The organism is Nocardioides sp. AX2bis, assembly GCF_902506435.1.
Lineage (GTDB): Bacteria > Actinomycetota > Actinomycetes > Propionibacteriales > Nocardioidaceae > Nocardioides.
In genome coordinates this window covers 1-15,188 of sequence record NZ_LR733216.1, presented here as the reverse complement: position 1 = coordinate 15,188, position 15,188 = coordinate 1, and the positions used below count along the sequence as shown (strand labels likewise).

The 15,188-nt window shown below is 66.3% G+C and carries 13 protein-coding genes; 2 read left to right on the top strand and 11 right to left on the bottom strand.

The features are described 5' to 3' along the window. Positions 1-399: 399 nt before the first annotated feature. Entirely contained in the window at positions 400-1,851 is a 1,452-nt protein-coding gene (locus tag GV155_RS19145; RefSeq protein ID WP_160011698.1) for a hypothetical protein, read from the top strand. 737 nt (positions 1,852-2,588) lie between these two features. Here the strand turns inward: GV155_RS19145 and GV155_RS19140 are convergent. From GV155_RS19140 to GV155_RS19130, 3 genes are all read right to left on the bottom strand, one after another. Then, a complete protein-coding gene (locus GV155_RS19140) occupies positions 2,589-3,530 on the bottom strand; it encodes a PD-(D/E)XK motif protein (RefSeq protein WP_160011696.1) in 942 nt (313 codons plus the stop codon). Between the two features lie 279 nt (positions 3,531-3,809). After that, positions 3,810-6,368, bottom strand: a complete 2,559-nt coding sequence (locus GV155_RS19135; protein ID WP_201300374.1) for a Z1 domain-containing protein — start codon at positions 6,366-6,368, stop codon at positions 3,810-3,812. 329 nt (positions 6,369-6,697) lie between these two features. Then, positions 6,698-8,671 carry a DUF262 domain-containing protein gene (locus GV155_RS19130; RefSeq protein ID WP_160011692.1) on the bottom strand — a complete coding sequence of 658 codons (1,974 nt, stop codon included), beginning with the start codon at positions 8,669-8,671 and terminating at the stop codon, positions 6,698-6,700. Between the two features lie 928 nt (positions 8,672-9,599). Here GV155_RS19130 and GV155_RS19125 point away from each other — a divergent pair. After that, positions 9,600-9,812, top strand: a complete 213-nt coding sequence (locus GV155_RS19125; RefSeq protein WP_160011690.1) for a hypothetical protein — start codon at positions 9,600-9,602, stop codon at positions 9,810-9,812. Between the two features lie 129 nt (positions 9,813-9,941). Here the strand turns inward: GV155_RS19125 and GV155_RS19120 are convergent, their stop codons facing one another. The 8 genes from GV155_RS19120 to GV155_RS19085 form a co-directional block, all read right to left on the bottom strand. After that, positions 9,942-10,169: a hypothetical protein gene (locus GV155_RS19120; protein ID WP_160011688.1), complete on the bottom strand. Its 228-nt coding sequence runs from the start codon at positions 10,167-10,169 to the stop codon at positions 9,942-9,944. Positions 10,170-10,827: 658 nt separating this feature from the next. After that, positions 10,828-11,340: a hypothetical protein gene (locus GV155_RS19115; protein ID WP_160011686.1), complete on the bottom strand. Its 513-nt coding sequence runs from the start codon at positions 11,338-11,340 to the stop codon at positions 10,828-10,830. Positions 11,341-11,587: 247 nt separating this feature from the next. Continuing rightward, positions 11,588-11,920: a hypothetical protein gene (locus tag GV155_RS19110; protein WP_160011685.1), complete on the bottom strand. Its 333-nt coding sequence runs from the start codon at positions 11,918-11,920 to the stop codon at positions 11,588-11,590. A 102-nt stretch (positions 11,921-12,022) separates the two neighbouring features. Further along, the gene (locus tag GV155_RS19105; RefSeq protein WP_160011683.1) at positions 12,023-12,889 is read right to left on the bottom strand and encodes an endonuclease/exonuclease/phosphatase family protein; all 867 of its coding nucleotides are present in this window, start codon (positions 12,887-12,889) and stop codon (positions 12,023-12,025) included. A 1-nt stretch (position 12,890) separates the two neighbouring features. After that, positions 12,891-13,655: a peptidoglycan recognition protein family protein gene (locus GV155_RS19100; RefSeq protein WP_160011681.1), complete on the bottom strand. Its 765-nt coding sequence runs from the start codon at positions 13,653-13,655 to the stop codon at positions 12,891-12,893. After that, a complete protein-coding gene (locus GV155_RS19095) occupies positions 13,655-13,966 on the bottom strand; it encodes a hypothetical protein (RefSeq protein WP_160011679.1) in 312 nt (103 codons plus the stop codon). The genes GV155_RS19100 and GV155_RS19095 overlap by 1 nt, the downstream gene beginning before the upstream one ends. A gap of 74 nt (positions 13,967-14,040) precedes the next feature. Continuing rightward, positions 14,041-14,430 (bottom strand): hypothetical protein, encoded by a 390-nt coding sequence (locus GV155_RS19090; RefSeq protein ID WP_160011677.1) that lies wholly within the window; start codon positions 14,428-14,430, stop codon positions 14,041-14,043. Then, positions 14,427-14,885 (bottom strand): hypothetical protein, encoded by a 459-nt coding sequence (locus tag GV155_RS19085; RefSeq protein WP_160011675.1) that lies wholly within the window; start codon positions 14,883-14,885, stop codon positions 14,427-14,429. The genes GV155_RS19090 and GV155_RS19085 overlap by 4 nt, the downstream gene beginning before the upstream one ends. Positions 14,886-15,188: the final 303 nt, after the last annotated feature.

The window sequence follows — 15,188 nt, the reverse complement described above, 5'->3', positions numbered from 1 at the left end:
AGGACTTGAAGACCCGGATCACGTCCTCGCGGAACTCCTTGGGGAACGCCTTCGGCATGGTGCACATCCTTCCAGCGTCGACACACATCGACGCAGATCAGATGTCACCGATCCGTGCAGCAGACCCGCCGTCCAGCGTTGCGCATTCGAGGTGCGGTGCGAGCAGGTCGAAGAGATCACTGAAAGTGAACGCCACGACGCGAAGGGCATACGGGCACTTTCTGTCTCCGAGCGCGGCGCGCCGCCGAACTGTTCGAGCGAACAGCGTCCCTCCGAGGGTGGCCGCCGGCCCGCGCGAGCGAAGGCAATCGCTTATGCACCCTCCGACGGGTGGGTCCGACAGGACTGAACTTGCCAGTTCGTCCCAGGGGAGTGGTGCCCCACGAATACCCTCCCCACGTGTGCACCATGTCTGCTGACCGACCGTTCTTCCTACCCGCAGGGACACCTGGTGAGGCGATCGAGCGGATCTTCTCGCTGACGGGCGCATCGGACGCCGGAACGCGCGGCGAGAAGCGGGCCGTCGTCGAACTGCGCGACGCACTCGCGCTAGACATCGATACGGGTGTCACTAGCGACCTGATGGGCGCTGCGATCGCTGACGCCCTCGGCGTCGGCTGGGAGCCAGGCCGGTTCCTTGACCGGCACAAGCTTACCCTCGACGCTCTCAATGCGCTGCTCGAAGGCGCGACTGATGCGTATGCCGATGGTTCGCTCCGGCGGCTCGCGGAGATGCGCCCAAGTCTGCTTGACGGACATGAGTGGGCGCGTTTCGTCCCGGCTCGCTCGAAGATCGAAGCGGTCAATCGAATCTCAATGCTGACCAACTCCGGTCCGGAGCGGCTCGGGCCGGGTGGCAAGGAGCACAAACGCGTGCTCGTCAATCTGGTCAGTGGGATGAACCTTGACGTCCCAATCTCGACCAAACACGGCACAGCGGAGGCGCTGGCACGAGCGTTTGGTGCACCATGGTCGGACACTTGCATCTCGACGCAGGGCACGATCACGCTCGCTGGACTTAACGTCCTGCTCGCCGGCGCGGAACGGCGGCTCGGCAAGCTCGGCGTCAACCGCGCGCTCCTCTTCGGAACGCCTGAGGAAGAGGGCCAAGCGCTCTCGGCTGCATTGGTCGACGGATTCAGCGCAACGAGGTTTCCTGATGGCTCAGAGCGCGTTCACTGGGACGGTCGCCGCACTGTCAAGTGGCTCGCCGACAACGAGACGGGGAAAGCGAACCATACGGAGTGGCCAGGGTGGTTCTGGGAGTTCCAGGCCCGCACAGTCCTAGGCCGCCGGTTCGCACCCAACCCGAATCCTCCACGCACGAAGTACGGACCCGAACCGTTCGATTACAGCCTGAATTTCGTATGGGACTTCAAAGCCCACACCAGCTGCTGGAAAGACCCGAGGACCGGCCAGACCAAGCCGGGCAGGGCGAGTTCTCCCCTCAACGAGGCGTTGTCTGTTGAGAACTGTATAGAGGAACAAGGGCTCGGGTTCGTCATGGTGGGCGGCTTGGCGGTTGAGGACGTCGATGGAGCATTCAAAGCGTGGCATGACGCGTTCAAGGACAAGCCGGCCGCGCCGTCCAACTCCGGCAAGCCCCGGCGCAGGAAGGCTGCATTCGAGCCTCTCTATGTCGATGCGTTTTACTTCGCGAACACCTCCGCATTGGACGCTGCTAAGGCATCTGGTTTGGTAACTGGTTTCAAGCAAGGTCCGCAGGCACCGCGGGTTGCGGGCGAACGCGGCGACGACCGCGGCCCGAAGTACAACCTGTCGGCCAAAGCTGTAGATAGTAACCTCCACGTCGTAAGGTACTACTACCCTCAGAAGGTGCCGCAGCCTTAGGGCAACGGCTAATCATGCAATTTAATAACCTCCCGGTAACCCCCCGCCGTGGGAGGAAGTGACATTCAGCCGGAGGATGGCGGCTGAGAAACGACATGGTTGTAGCCGCTTCTGCCCACCGCGCCGGACACCACGCGGCCGGTTCCCAACGGACCGCCTGCCTCGGGCGGCGTCGGTCGCGCACTTCGAAACCGGCGTGAGAGTTGGCGGACATAGCCGGCCAGGTCGGCCCCAGAGCAACCGATCCGTGAGACGTACTCTAAGGACGACAATTAGGCCGCGCACCAGGTCAGAATTTAAGTGTGTTACTGGGCCACAACGCTTCCTCCGTCTTGCAGACGCCGCAGATCGGCGCCGTCACCCCGTCGTCAGAAGACGGCTCGTACTCAATCCGAACACGTCCAAACTGCCAGTCGTCATGATGACACCAATGGATAACGCTGGCTTTTCCCGGACTTCGCGCAAGCGTCCTACCGATACCCCAATCATTAGTCCCGTCAGGGCCGTGCGTCACCCCGAGGTGCGCGACCATTTGGCCGTTCACGGCAGCGGTGACTCCAGTCGACCGCACTAATCCGTGGCGCGACGCTCGCCAACCGTCGCGCCGGGACAAGACCTGACGTCGTTAGGTACAACTGTTCTGGTCCCTCCGTGGCAGTGACGCCAAAGCCCGCGCTTGCTTTCGGGCGACCGCGGAGGCGCCGCGTAGGTCGTTGTGCGGGCGGAATCTACAGCGCTCAGCCGACAATAGTTTGGGCGATCTGACCCATACCCACAGTCGGATTGAAGTCACCGCCGACTTGGTCGGGGAGGTTGATGCGGAACCTCAGAGAGCTGGCGTCCGTGAAGGGATGGCTCACGACATCGTCCGAGCGCATCACCTGCACACCGGGATCGGCCATGTCGTAGAGCCGCGCGAAGGCGATGGCAAACGGCCGGTCGTACAGATGGCGACTATCAATGTCAGTGTGGTCGTACCCGCGGTTCGGGTCTGTGCCGTACTCGCGCATGGCCTGAATGAACCAGGCCACCGTGTCCTGGCTAATCTCAGCTGTAGTCATCTCGGCCAAGATGCTGTCGGCGAGCGCCGAGAGTTTGAACGTGGCGCTGGTCTCAGCCTGGCTCGGTGACAGCCATGCGAGCCCGATGGAGGCGAGGTAGAAGCGTCGCTCTGGCTCGCCGCTCTCGGTGTGCCCGGCTTCGACCTGGTGGAGGCCGGCCATATGGTGCGACGAAGCGGCGCCAGTGGTGGTCTTGACTTCGATGCCGGTGCCATTGAGTTCGAAGTCTCTGGCAGATCGCCGGTGTCCCTTCCAGCCGCGGATGATCTCCAGTTTCGTGTCCGGCTGTGCAGCGCGAAGCAGCGCTTGGAGAAGGACGAGTTCTCCGCATAGGCCGAGTAGGTCCTCGTCTGCGAGACGGAGCCGGTCGAGAGCGAGTTCGATCATTGGCTCGGCGCGGGCGAAGGCTCGGGGCATATCGGTGGCCACATCGCTTCGAATGATTTCGATGCATAAGAACGCGGCGACCTGCTCAAAGTGGCCGGCGGGTGGGAGCAGTATTCGGTTGGCAAGCACGGACGGACGCTGGTCGGTGCGATGCCACTCTTGGTAGATCAAGTTGTCACGGATGCGGGTTGCGCGTGGCTGGAGCTCGTCGCCGACCAGGAAGATCTCCAATCGGCCATCAGTGCTCCGCGCGACGCCGAGGGTCTGGGAACCTGTGAGCCACGTGATGTGGCGCGTTTCGCTATTGGTTGCTGCTGTAAGGGTGCTAATGGTCTGAAGCACCCCCTCATAAGTGCCGTGGTCTGGTGCGTTGCGTGAACCGGTCATAGGGATCCCTGCAAGTTGTTGTGCACGGTGGTGGGCTCGAATATTGACTGTCGAAGTGCATGACTTGCGCGCCAGGATCTCGACGTCGGTGACCCAGTGCTCCGTGGAGACGAAGAGTCCGGTCTACGTGGTTCGGGCCGCGAACTGGTCGGGGCCGCCAAGGGGGATGGCGAGCCCGACTGCGACCGTCGGATTCTGGTCCGGCGCACGGTCAACGATGTGGAAGAGGAGTAGGCCGGGCGCACCCGCGGGGCGCCAGATGGTGCCGTTTGCGGCGACGGCCGAGTGGGGCGCGGTGTCGGCGTGGTAGTCAAAAAAACTATCGCCGAGATAGGCATCGGGCTGGACCCCGGGGTTGCGGGTGCCCCAGGTGCCGGCGAGGTCTCCAACGGCGTTGACATCGCGTTTCATCGTGGGGATCTGGAACGGTAGGTCAGTGAGCGGCGGGGACGCTGCGGGGCTCCCCGATCCGTAGCGGATTCCAACGCGGAAGCATGGCTGGGTGGCCTGACGCTGGCGCAGGTCGATCATTGACCACGGGATTCTTGGGCTGTCAGTGGGGACGAGTCCGCGAGCGTGGCGTGTGAGGCAGGCACTCCAGAGCCTTAGGTAGGCCGCAATTGCGTAGGGGCAGTCTCGGCGCGGGCTGCTCGGCTGACCTCCGTTCGGTGGCGCAGGCGCGCGGTAGAGAGGGAAAGCGTTCCCGTTGTCGTTCGCCGATGTGAGGCCGGCGTGGCTGGCGACACTTGACCAGCGGCGGGTCTCCCACTCGTCTCCTCCAGGGTGGTAGTTCTCGTAGGCCAGGGAGTCCAGGAGCGTTGCGACGCTGAGGAGGTCGAGGGTGTCGTTAAGCAGGCGGCCGCGCAGTCGTCCAGACACCACGAGGTCTTGTGACGGTCGAGAGAAGGCGTCGTGGACCACGTTGATGTTGGGGTCCGGCCGTGAGGCTCTGTTCATTAAGCGGATGAAAGGGAACGCGCCGGGGCACAGAGGCACGTTGCGAATGTTGGCCAACTTGCCGGTTGCGATGAATCCACGTCCTTGGAGGACCTGAGGCTTGGGCGCTGAGGTCGTGTCCTCATCCATGAGGTCGAGGACGTCTCGCCGGAGTGCTTCATCTGCTTCGTGATAAGCGCGGAAGAGGTCCTGCTGAGCGGCCGGGACGAAGACTCGGCATAGTTCGAGGTCGCGGCCTCGGTAGCCAAACCAGCGTTGCATCTGCATCTGTGTGTCTGCCATTGGCTCGTCACTGCGGCGCAGAAAGAGGGATGTGGCGAGCCCTTCGAGGGTGAGACCGCGGGACATGACATTCCCCGAAACGAATACGGTGCACAGGTCGCGTGCGGCCGCCCAGCCGTCCTCGTCGGGGAGCGTGGATGGTTCGAAGCTGGGGCGGTCGTCGGCGGTGGGGTCACTGTTGACGACCGCAAAGCGGGTGCCCGGGATAATTTGATCGCGGAGCACCGCCTCAACCGCGTTCCACTGCGAGTCGTCTGGGACTGCGGGGGTGGATGGCAGGCCGTAAGCCGAGGCGACCTGCTGGGCCGTTGTTCGGAAGTCGACAAGCGCCTCTCGCCACGCCGCAGGCTGGTCCGTCAGGCTTTGGAGGAGCGCCTCTGTTGGCAGAGCCCGCTGACCCGAGTGAAGCCAAGCATCCGCTGCTTCTCGCGACTCGAGTCCGGCTGCTCTCAGGAGAGTCGATGCGGCGGCGTACTGATCCGCGATCGCGGCTGAGGGATGGACCAGCATGGTGTGGGGGCGCATGACCGCTTGCCGCGCCTCGTCCGCAGTTTCGAACTTCGCCTCGCGGGCCCCGCGCGGCCCTAGGCGACTCGGGTCGCGCCAGAGCCGGATCGCTCCAGCGAGAAGGAAACTGAAGAGTGCGATTCGGGTTGCTTCGACCTCGCGTGCGTGGGGCTCTCTGACGAGGGTGTCGCTAGGGAGCTGGCGGTAGAACGCCTCCCCCCCGGTGTAGTAGTTGTGCAACCCGTTCGGCTCGAGATAGGTGGTCCGGCGCGGGTCGATGGTCCCGCGGTCATATGGGGTTCGCAGGGCGGCGACGAAGTCGCGCGGTGCGAGGGGATTGTGGTCGTACTGCAGGAAGTTGGCTTGCGGGGTAGCGGTGTAGCCGACATAAGTGACGTAAAGCGACGGCGAGGCGGATGAGCCACGGTGGGGGCGGCTCGCCCAGAGGTCAACGATGGAGCGCGGGATCTGTTTGAGGTCTCCGAGCACGGGATCGACACTCTGCTCGATCCTGGCGTCGAGGATGGACCCGTCGTCTGCCTCATCGTCGAGCACGAGCAGATGAAAAGGTCGACCGGCGCTCGTGACAGCTGGCCAGAGCTGGTTGCGGAGCATGTCGGCGAGAGCACGGACGTGGTGAACATTCTTCATAGTCACGCAGACCAGCGGGCGACGCTTGCTGATCATGCGCCGTGCTTGTGGCCCGTTGACTCCGTAGAGCCGGCTCAGGGATGGCGCCTCGTCGTCTGCAGACGCCGCTGAAAGGCTGGGCACCAGGGTTCGGCGCGAGGCCGCCGGGATGCGCTCGGGTCCGGGCTGGTCGAGTTGGGCGACGAGTCGGTCGAGGGTCTGACGCCACAACGCGACGCGGGTTCCTGCCAGAACGACGACCGCGTCGACGCCGCTGTCTAGGCTCTTGGCCGCGACGCCCAGCATGGAGGCTGTCTTGCCGGATTGCACGGCACCCATCACGAGCCCGCTGCGGACTCTGCCCGTCGGCCAGCGGTCATCGCCGGCTGGGCCGGCACCGAGGACCCCTAAGCGATGAATGTAGTCGCAGTCTGCTTCGACGACCGATAGTGCCGTGGGTGTGAGGCCGTGCGCGAGTTGGTCGCGATAGCGCGACCACCAGGTGCTCGGCGGTAGTCCGGTGCTGGCGGGGGAGCCGCCGTCATCTGGCTCCTCCGCGGTTGACTGCGGTTGAAGATGGAGAGTCTCGGACGTTCCACCCGAAACGTGGCTCTCGCCGTCGCTCTCATGTTCGTTCATCGTCCGGTCGCACCGCGGTCGTTCGTCGAGTAACCAGCTCCCTCGCGCTCGTGTGCCGTCAGCGGATCGTGCTCGTAAATGCCTTCGAGGGTAGAGACCGCTGAGCTGCCGAACCGCGCGCGGATAGCGGCGTGTGCTTCGTCGAGATCGACTCCAAGGGCTCGCACGACCCAGATCGCAATCTTTGCCGTGTAGCGCCACTGAGACTGAGTTTGAGTGTTGTCGGGACGCTGCCAGGCGTCCGATCCCGAGAGGTTCTGAAGAGTCTCGGCGTTGTCCGCCAGAGCGTCCTCGATATCGTCACCGAGGACGGCTGAGGCGATACACACTCCCGCCAGTGAACTGATCAGAGGGAGTTCCTGCCATTTAGTGCCGTTGGCGCCGTCCATGAAGATCGCGGCCCAGGCCGACGGCGTTGCGGCATGGGCGCTAATCGCGTTGGCGAGGAACGCCATGAGGTCGGCCACGCGGCGGTCGTTTCTCAAGGGGTCGGCGGTGGCCTCTTCGACGCGATCGAGTAAAGCGTCGATGTGCCTAGCCGTCGAAGGGATTTTGGGCTCTTGGCCGGGCGGTTGCTCAACGACTACGGTTGCGGCCAGCCACGACAGGACCTTTGTGCGCCGATAGCGGCTTACGCCAAATTCAAACTGCTTAAGGGTGTCACCAACGTGGTCGATCAAGTCCCAAGGCTCGCGCAGGAACGGAGCGACCTCGAACCGCATATTGGGATCGTCTGCGCCACTGTCGCCAGCGGATACTAGAAGCGCTCGCATGAGCGAGAGATTGTGATAAAGCGCGTTGCGGATCTCCTCGGCATTGAGGTGCTTGCCCTGCTTGTTGTACAGGTTGAAGACCTCATGGATCTGCCTTCGGGTCGCGCGCGAGTATTCGATGACTGGGATTTTGTAGGCAGAGACTCGCTCAAAGATCTGCGCGACCTCGACGAGTTCGTCGGCAATGTTGATCGGCCGGTTTCGAATTTGTGAGTAGTACCGGCCCTGAAACTCAGCAAGTTCCCCCCGCAGCGCAGGGGAGTTGGTACGCAACTTGAAAGGGAAGTAGTAGTCACGCTCCACGGTTGCTGTCAGTTGTTCGCCAACGACGTTCTTCCAGGCGCGGCGGAAGGCTGGATAGTCCTCGCGGAAGAGACGCTTCAGGCCGGCGTCCGGGTGGAGGGCCTCCGCTCTGTCAATGACGTCGGCGGCGCCGGGATGCCGTCCGATGAAGCGCAGAATCGATGTCAACCGCTGTTTGCCGTCAACTACCTCGAACGGCGCGTCGAACTGGTTGCTCGGTTTGAGGACGATGACCGACGGTAGGGGGATGCCCCTGAGGATCGATTCGATGAGCATCTGAGCATCGGTCGTCGGCCAGACGTCGCCTCGCTGGTAGGACGGGCTGAGGTTGAGTTTGCCGCGCTCGGCCATGTCCCCGAACTCCTGGATGGGCCAGACATGGGTGCGAGCCGTGACGGGGCCCGAGTTCTCTTCCTCGACCTCGGGCGCCTCCTCCCACGCCTCACGCCAGCGTCGCGTCGCTGCCGCGAGCGAGCCACCCTCGCCTTCCAGATCGGCGAGGAAGTCACGCTGCAATTCGATTGCTCGGTCACATCGTGCGCGAAGCCGGTCGAGACCGGCGACGGAGAGTACGGGGAACGAGCCGCCGAGTTCAACTAGTTGCTCGGGACGCTCTTCGGAGGTCGCCAACTGCTCAGTCAGGTGTGCCAGGGGTTCGTCGAGGGAGGCGCCCGGTGTTAGGGGGATGTCGAGTTTCAGCCAGCCCTGTACCGAGCACAGATCCGCCATCCACTCAGCGGAGGAGAAGCTGATGGCTTTGCTGTCCAGAAGTTCTGCAGGGAGGGCAACCTCCCGCGGCGCCTTTGACGCCTCCGACAGTGTCGCCAACTGGTCAGCGACGGCTGCTTCTAGGTCAGTACGGGCCTCAGCCAGTTCTCCAACGAACGAATCCATCTCTGACGCTCCAGCCGCTCGACAACGCCGCGACACGACAATCAAGTAGGCGGCGCTTCCCCCGCGGCTGGAAGCGCCGAACCGACCTCTTGGAGGCCCGCGGGCCAACTTAACAGCAGCGCGTTGTCCCGCCGGCGTTCCAGGCTCTTCCAACCGGTGACTTCGATTCCGCATAAGACGGGCTTCTTCGCCAAGCCCCGTTGGCGCTGCGCCACAGTCCCGAATGGCGGCGAACTGAGCGATCCAGAAGCGACGCGACGCGATCAGCGGCAACGCCGCTGGAAGACAGAATTCGACGGCACCACAACATCGCCAGAAGATGGTTCGGCGCTCGCCTCCGCCAGGCTCGACAGACGTGTCAGTCAGTCCCCCAACGCCATGCGCTTCTGACCCGGTGGCGGCGCTAAACACCTAGGCCGCAGCCGTGTGCGCGGTCCCATCAACTTAGAAGGAGTAAGGGCTACGCACGGCCGTAGAACTGGTACATGAATCACAAGTCACCGGGCGCTCTGGCATGTGGTCGGTTGTGCTGTTCTGCGCCAGAACGGCCCGACCTACGTTGTGCTCGGATTACTTACGTTCTCGCCCGTGCCAGCCGAGATTGGTCTGCGGTGACCGTTCGAATGCACCGCGGCGGAAGCGAGACTCGTCGATCGAGGCCCACTCACTGTTCCCCGATTGTTCCCCGCAGCGATCCAAACTCTGGAAAATCGCCTCTGACCTGCGGAAACGTGGTGGGCGATACTGGGTTTGAACCAGTGACCTCTTCCGTGTCAACGATGCGCCGGGTGCAGATCAAGGGGCCTGGACCCGTCTGACCTGGTGTTGCAACCGTCATGGTTGTCAAGGTGGGCACTGTCGGCGGGTGCTGCGGGCGCACCACGGGCGCACAAGGAGCCTACGTCGAGAGCGGCCGTACGCTGCCCGGGTGCACGAGCTCCCGATCCACGTGTGGACCTGCGTCACCGGCCGGTGGGAGACCGACGCGGCCCCGGGCCTGCTGCTGGCCTGGCGGCAGCGTGAGGGCGTCGGCTGGGAGGGCTGGGTAATCGCGGCCGACCCGGCCCAGGGCGGTGCGACGGAAGCCACCGTGAGACAGAGCTGGGTGCCGGCGTCCGCGATCCGGCCCGTGGCCGAATGAGCAGATGACCTGTCCGGGCCGGGTCATACGACCGTTGGGCTCGCAAGACTGGTCGGCGAGACTCGATCTGGACCCGCGGGGCCGGTGCGCCGGGGGCGCATTGGCACCCGCGGGAACTCGCTCAGCCACCTAGTCGGTGCGGTCTTGCGGGGCCGTGCGGCTGGCCAGGAAGAACTTGACGGCGACGAGGATGGCCAAGCCTGCGACCACAAGGAAAATCAGGCGGCCTAGCACTGAGTCGGCGTAGATCGCTTGTCCCACGTTGAGCGCGCCGATGAACGCGAAGACGATCCAGGACCCGGGCTGACGCGCCTCTTCCCGGCCTCGATCGATGGTCTTGCGCAGCAGGCTCCACATGGGCGGCACGCTACAAGTACCGGAGCATCCGAGACGTCGTGTGAGGCGCCGTGGTTGTCAAACGGCGAGGGCCAGAAGACCCTGGCCGCGTGAAGTCCCGGCGGCCAGACTGTGGCTGGACCCGTGGGGGCCGGTGCGTCGGGGGATGCATCGGCCCCCGCGGGGTCATACCTGGCGGCCCCGAGCCAGTGGCATGACGATGAGGGCTCCGGGTCGGTGCACAGGTGATCTGCTCAGTCCGAACGACCGATCGCGTCGCGGGTCAGGCGGGGCCCCGGACGATGCCGCCGCAAGTTTCCGGGGCCCCTGGTCGACTACCGGGGTCTGGGGCGTGACGACTACGCAGCAACGTAGCTGATGCCGTGGTGGCGCGCGATGGTCCCGCTCGAGCAAGTTGGGAGCGGTGACCATCGGGCCGCACGGTCGGGGGGTAGCCGGGCGACACGTCGAGGGTAGGACGAGGCGGGTGTTCGCAGCGACACGCGGGCGTTGCTGGGAGTTGGTCGCACACTTTCTCTGGGCCCCGGGGAGACGGTGCACGGGGGGATGCCCCGCCTTCCCGGGGCCCGCCAGGTTGTCCTGAACGCCACGAACGCCCCGCCACCCTAGGAGGGTGACGGGGCGTCAGAGAGCGGTTGGCTTACGCCGACGGCTCAGGTCACAGCGGGCAACCCAGGTTGTTCGCATCGTCCAGGGTGGTTGCCAGCGCCAGGATCGTTGCCCGGTCGCGCGACTCGAGTGCACGCGTGACCAGAACACGCAGGGATTCCTGGCCATCGATCCCGGCCGTGTTCCTGCGGTAGGGGAACGCGATCTCGACGGTCGCGTTCAACCACGACGCCGTTGCGGCGCGGGCGAGGTTGCCTGCGGCGCCCTTCAGGCCACTGCCGCCCTTCGCACGCAGTGCGCTGCCGAAGGTGGCATCGGGGAGGTAGGCGGCGAAGGAGTTCGAGATCGTGGTCAGCGGGGTCTTCTCCTTGTACACGGGAGCGGGCGCGTCGGGCGTCTCCAACCAGGCCTCGGGGTGGTTCTTCCAGTAGCCGGGGGTGCACCCTTCGGTGGTGCCGGCGTACTCGGCACTGGCTGGCCCCGCCGCGGTGAGGGTGGTGCCGAGCGTGGTGGCGACGAGGAACGCTGCGGCAACGGCGCGGCGGTGGGACAGGTTCTTCATGAGGTGCTCCGGGTTCTTCGATGCGGATCTACTGAGTGAATCGGAAATTAGTCCGCGTCAATGGCCGGGAGCTGTGGGCGTGTGGGGTCTTACCCAATTCTGGTCGTAGGGGAGCAGTGGTGGACCAGACCACCTTGGGCGGGAAGCACTCGCCCGTTTCACTGGTCGCGCGAGAACGCCCCGCCACCCTGCTCGAGGGTGACGGGGCGCTTGGTGACCGGCATGGGGTCCGGCACCGCGGGCGAGCCTAGGGGAAACCCAGGAGTACCTGACCACCCCGGAAGAACAGGCCGGCCAGGATCCAGGCGAGGACCGCGAGAAGCAGCACCGCGCTGACCTGGAGCACGGGGTGCAGCTGAGCGGCGCCGCGGTCGCCGCGGCGTCCGAGCTCATGCTCACCGTCGGGCTCGGTGGCCGGGATGTTCGGCACGGCGAAGGTCGCGATCGCGGTGGTCAGGGCAACCGCGACCGTCAGGACCTGGCCGGCGACGGTGTCGGGGGCGTAGATGCCGAGCATGGCGGTGGCCAGGGAGCCGACGAGAGCGGCGTAGGCCTTGAGGTAGGGCAGGAACGGGATCACGGCGTTCTCCTCGAGTGGTGGGTCAGAGGTGGTGGCTGGTGACGCGGCGCAGGACCGCGGTGGTCGCGCAGATCGCGCGGATCCACCACGGGTCGCGGGTGGTCACTTCCGGGCCCGCCTTCTGCGGCGGGAGGTGATGGCGGCGCGGATCTTCGCGAGGCGTTTCGGCCGCGGGGTGATGGTGTAGCGGATCGGGTAGTGGTCCGAGCCGCGCTTCGACTCCCCACGCTCGGCGTTGACGTCGGCGCCGCGGGTGATGCACCAGTCGACGTTGTGCCCGGCCATCCGCAGTCCGAGCCAGGCCAGGGCGGGGGAGCGGATCCACTTCGCGAGGTCGGCGCGCTTGGCGTTGAGGTCGCCGGCGATGACGACGACGGTGCCGGGGCGGGTGAAGACCAGGGCGCGGAGCAGGACGGCGAGGAACTCGGCGTAGGCGTCCCGGTTGCCACCGTTGGGCCCGTTGGTGGGGCCGTGGGCGGCGACGACCTTGACCCGCCACCCGGCGCGGCCGCCGACCTTGCCGCGCTGGATCTGCAGCCGGCGGCCGGTGTGCCACCGGTTCGCGGAGAACACCTTCCAGCGGCGGGCCAGGGCGAGGACGCGGCCGCCGCCGCGGTGGAAGCCGGGGCCGGTGAGGATGGCGGTGGAGCCGCGCTCGTCGACGACGGCACCGCGCGCCACGGGGCGCTCCTGGGCGTGGCCGAGCCCGAAGACCTTCGCGATCGCGGCCAGGGCTGCGAACGACCGGCCGACCTCGTTGAGGACCCAGAGGTCGGCCCAGGCGCGGGTGTCGGCGACCCAGGCCTGGATCCGGTCTCGCGGCGCGCCGAGGTGGGGGTTCCACGCGGCCAGGTGCAGCGGCTTCAGGTCCTTGACGGGGCGGTCGTCGGGGCCGCCCGGGGGCCGGGTGCTCGGGGCCGCGAGCGCCAGGAGCCAGAGCAGCGCACCGAGTATCAGGAGCGCAGGCATGTCAGCCGGCCTCGGCCTGCAGCTGCTCGAGGATCTGGCGGTCGGTCTTGCCCTGGCCGCGCAGCTCCTTGATCTGGGCCTGGAAGCGCTGGGCCTCTTTCTGGCGCAGGGTGCTGAGTGCGTCGCGGACGTCGCCGACCGCGATCTTGATGTCGGCGACGTTCTCGGCGAGGGCGTCGAAGTCCTTCTCGGTGACTGCCATGAGCGGGTTCTCCTTGGGGTAGGCGATCTCGCGCGCTCGCGCGAGGATCAGGGGGAGCTGGGCGATGCGGCGGCCACCGGGGCAGACCTTGCCGAAGCTGGAGGTCCACACTTCGCCGCCGGAGACGCGGCCGGGGTGGCCGTCGGTGAAGGTCCCGTCGCAGCCCTGGCGGTGGTAGGCCAGGCCGCGGGAGCCGGGGCGGGAGTCGGGGCACAGCTGGAGCGGGACGTCGTGCTCGTGGTGGGCCCAGGCGAGGATCCGGGCGCAGGACTCGACCTGCTCGTCGGACAGGGCGGGGACATCCGAGCCGCCCCAGGCGGGGAAGGGGTTGCCGTGGTCCTCGTTCTCGATCGCGATGATCCGGTGGTTGCCGTCGAGGTTGGCCGCGGAGCGGTAGAGGGTGTCGCGGGACTGCTCGGTGCGGCCGTCGCCGTGGGTGGAGAAGTGAGCGGCGTGGGCGGGGGCGTAGCCGACGATGGTGTGCACGCAGACGATGTCGTAGCGGCTCATCGGGGTGCGGGGCGACTGCTCCCCGACCCAGATCGTGCCGGGCATGCGGGCCATCAGGAACCGACCTTCTGGTCGGTGCCGTCCCAGACGAACTGGCCGTGCTCCCCGACCGGGAAGTGGTCGCGACAGCCGGCGCAATAGGTGCCGCCGTAGAACCCGGGCTGGCGGGCGTAGGTCTCAGCGATCGCGAGGCTCATCGTGGTGGCGGTTCCGCAGGTCTGGTGGACGTAGGTGCGGCGCACGGGGCGGACGAAGCCCTGGGCGCGCTCCTCGTCGGACAGCACGAGGTAGGAGGCCTGCAGGCCGGTGTCGGAGTCGACCTGGCCCAGGCCGGGGTCGTTGCGGTCGTCGGTGGTGCCGGTCATGGAGATCTCCTCGAGGTGGGTTCGGGCGTGGCGGAGTGGCCCGGTGATGTGCCGGGCCAGGTGGAGACGGGGTCTCAGAGGTCGGGGCGCTCGAGGTCGGGGCCGCGCTCGGCCTCGAGGTGCGCGACGCGGCGCTCGAGGCGCTCGGCCTTGTCCTCGGCAGCAGTGGCGCGGCGCTCGGCCTCGGCGGCGTGCTGCTCGGCGACCCGCCGGCCGTCGACAGCGGCGGCGAGCTCTCGGCTCATCCGCTCGATGCGCCGCTCCTGCTCGGCCAGTGACGCCTCCATCGCGTCGAGGCCGAGCCGGTCGCGGTCGACGGCGGTTGCCTGGGCTGCGGCGGCCTTGGCGACCTCGGCGGTGCGCTCGGCGGCGCGGGTGTTCTGCTTCGCGGTGTACCTCGAGGCGAGGAAGGTCAGGACCAGGCCGCCGACGAAGGCGACGTCGCGCCAGGGGAAGTCGTTCACCGGCGTCCCCGCCGGCTTCTCCGCTCGCCGGGCTGGTACTCCGGATCGCCTGCGCAGTGCATGAGGAGCACGACAATGAGCAGGAACGACAGCAGGCCTTGGATGGCGGGCTCGCCCGCGCCGCGGAAGGCGTACCCGTAGCCATAGCAGAGGGCCCACCCGCCGGAGAGGCAGGTCATCGCGACGTAGCCGAAGCGGTCGCGGCCGAGGTGGCAGTAAGAGGAGAAGACCGCGACGCCGCAGACGAGGACGACCAGCACGCCCCAGCCCTGGGTTGTCATCCAGTCGAAGGGGAACTGGAAGGCGCCCGATCGGGATGCGGGCTCGGTGGCGTAGGTGAAGCCGCGTGCGCCGAGGACGACTGAGATGAGCCAGAGCTTGAAGCCTCTGCGAGTGGTTGGCCAGGGGCGTCGAAACGCAATGGCGGGTGGGGTCGAGAAGACCTGCACGGGCACCTCCGGGAGCGTTGGGGGACGAAGGGCTGGGCGTGAATCGGGCTGGTCGTGGATCAGGCGAACCCGGCCTGGTTGGGACGTGGGGAGCCTTATGCTGTGTCTCGTGACTGAGACAGGCCCGCCGGCGTCACCGCGATGCCCGGTCTGCTCCCACGCTGTGCCGGCCCGCACGAAGTTCGCGTCGCGAATCGACCGGTTGCTGCGGATCGAACCGGAATGCGCGGAGAACGAGGCCGCCTATAGCGACCGCGGGATGCCGGTGTCGTGCGGATGCCGCCACTCGACCCACGCGGGTTAGGGCGG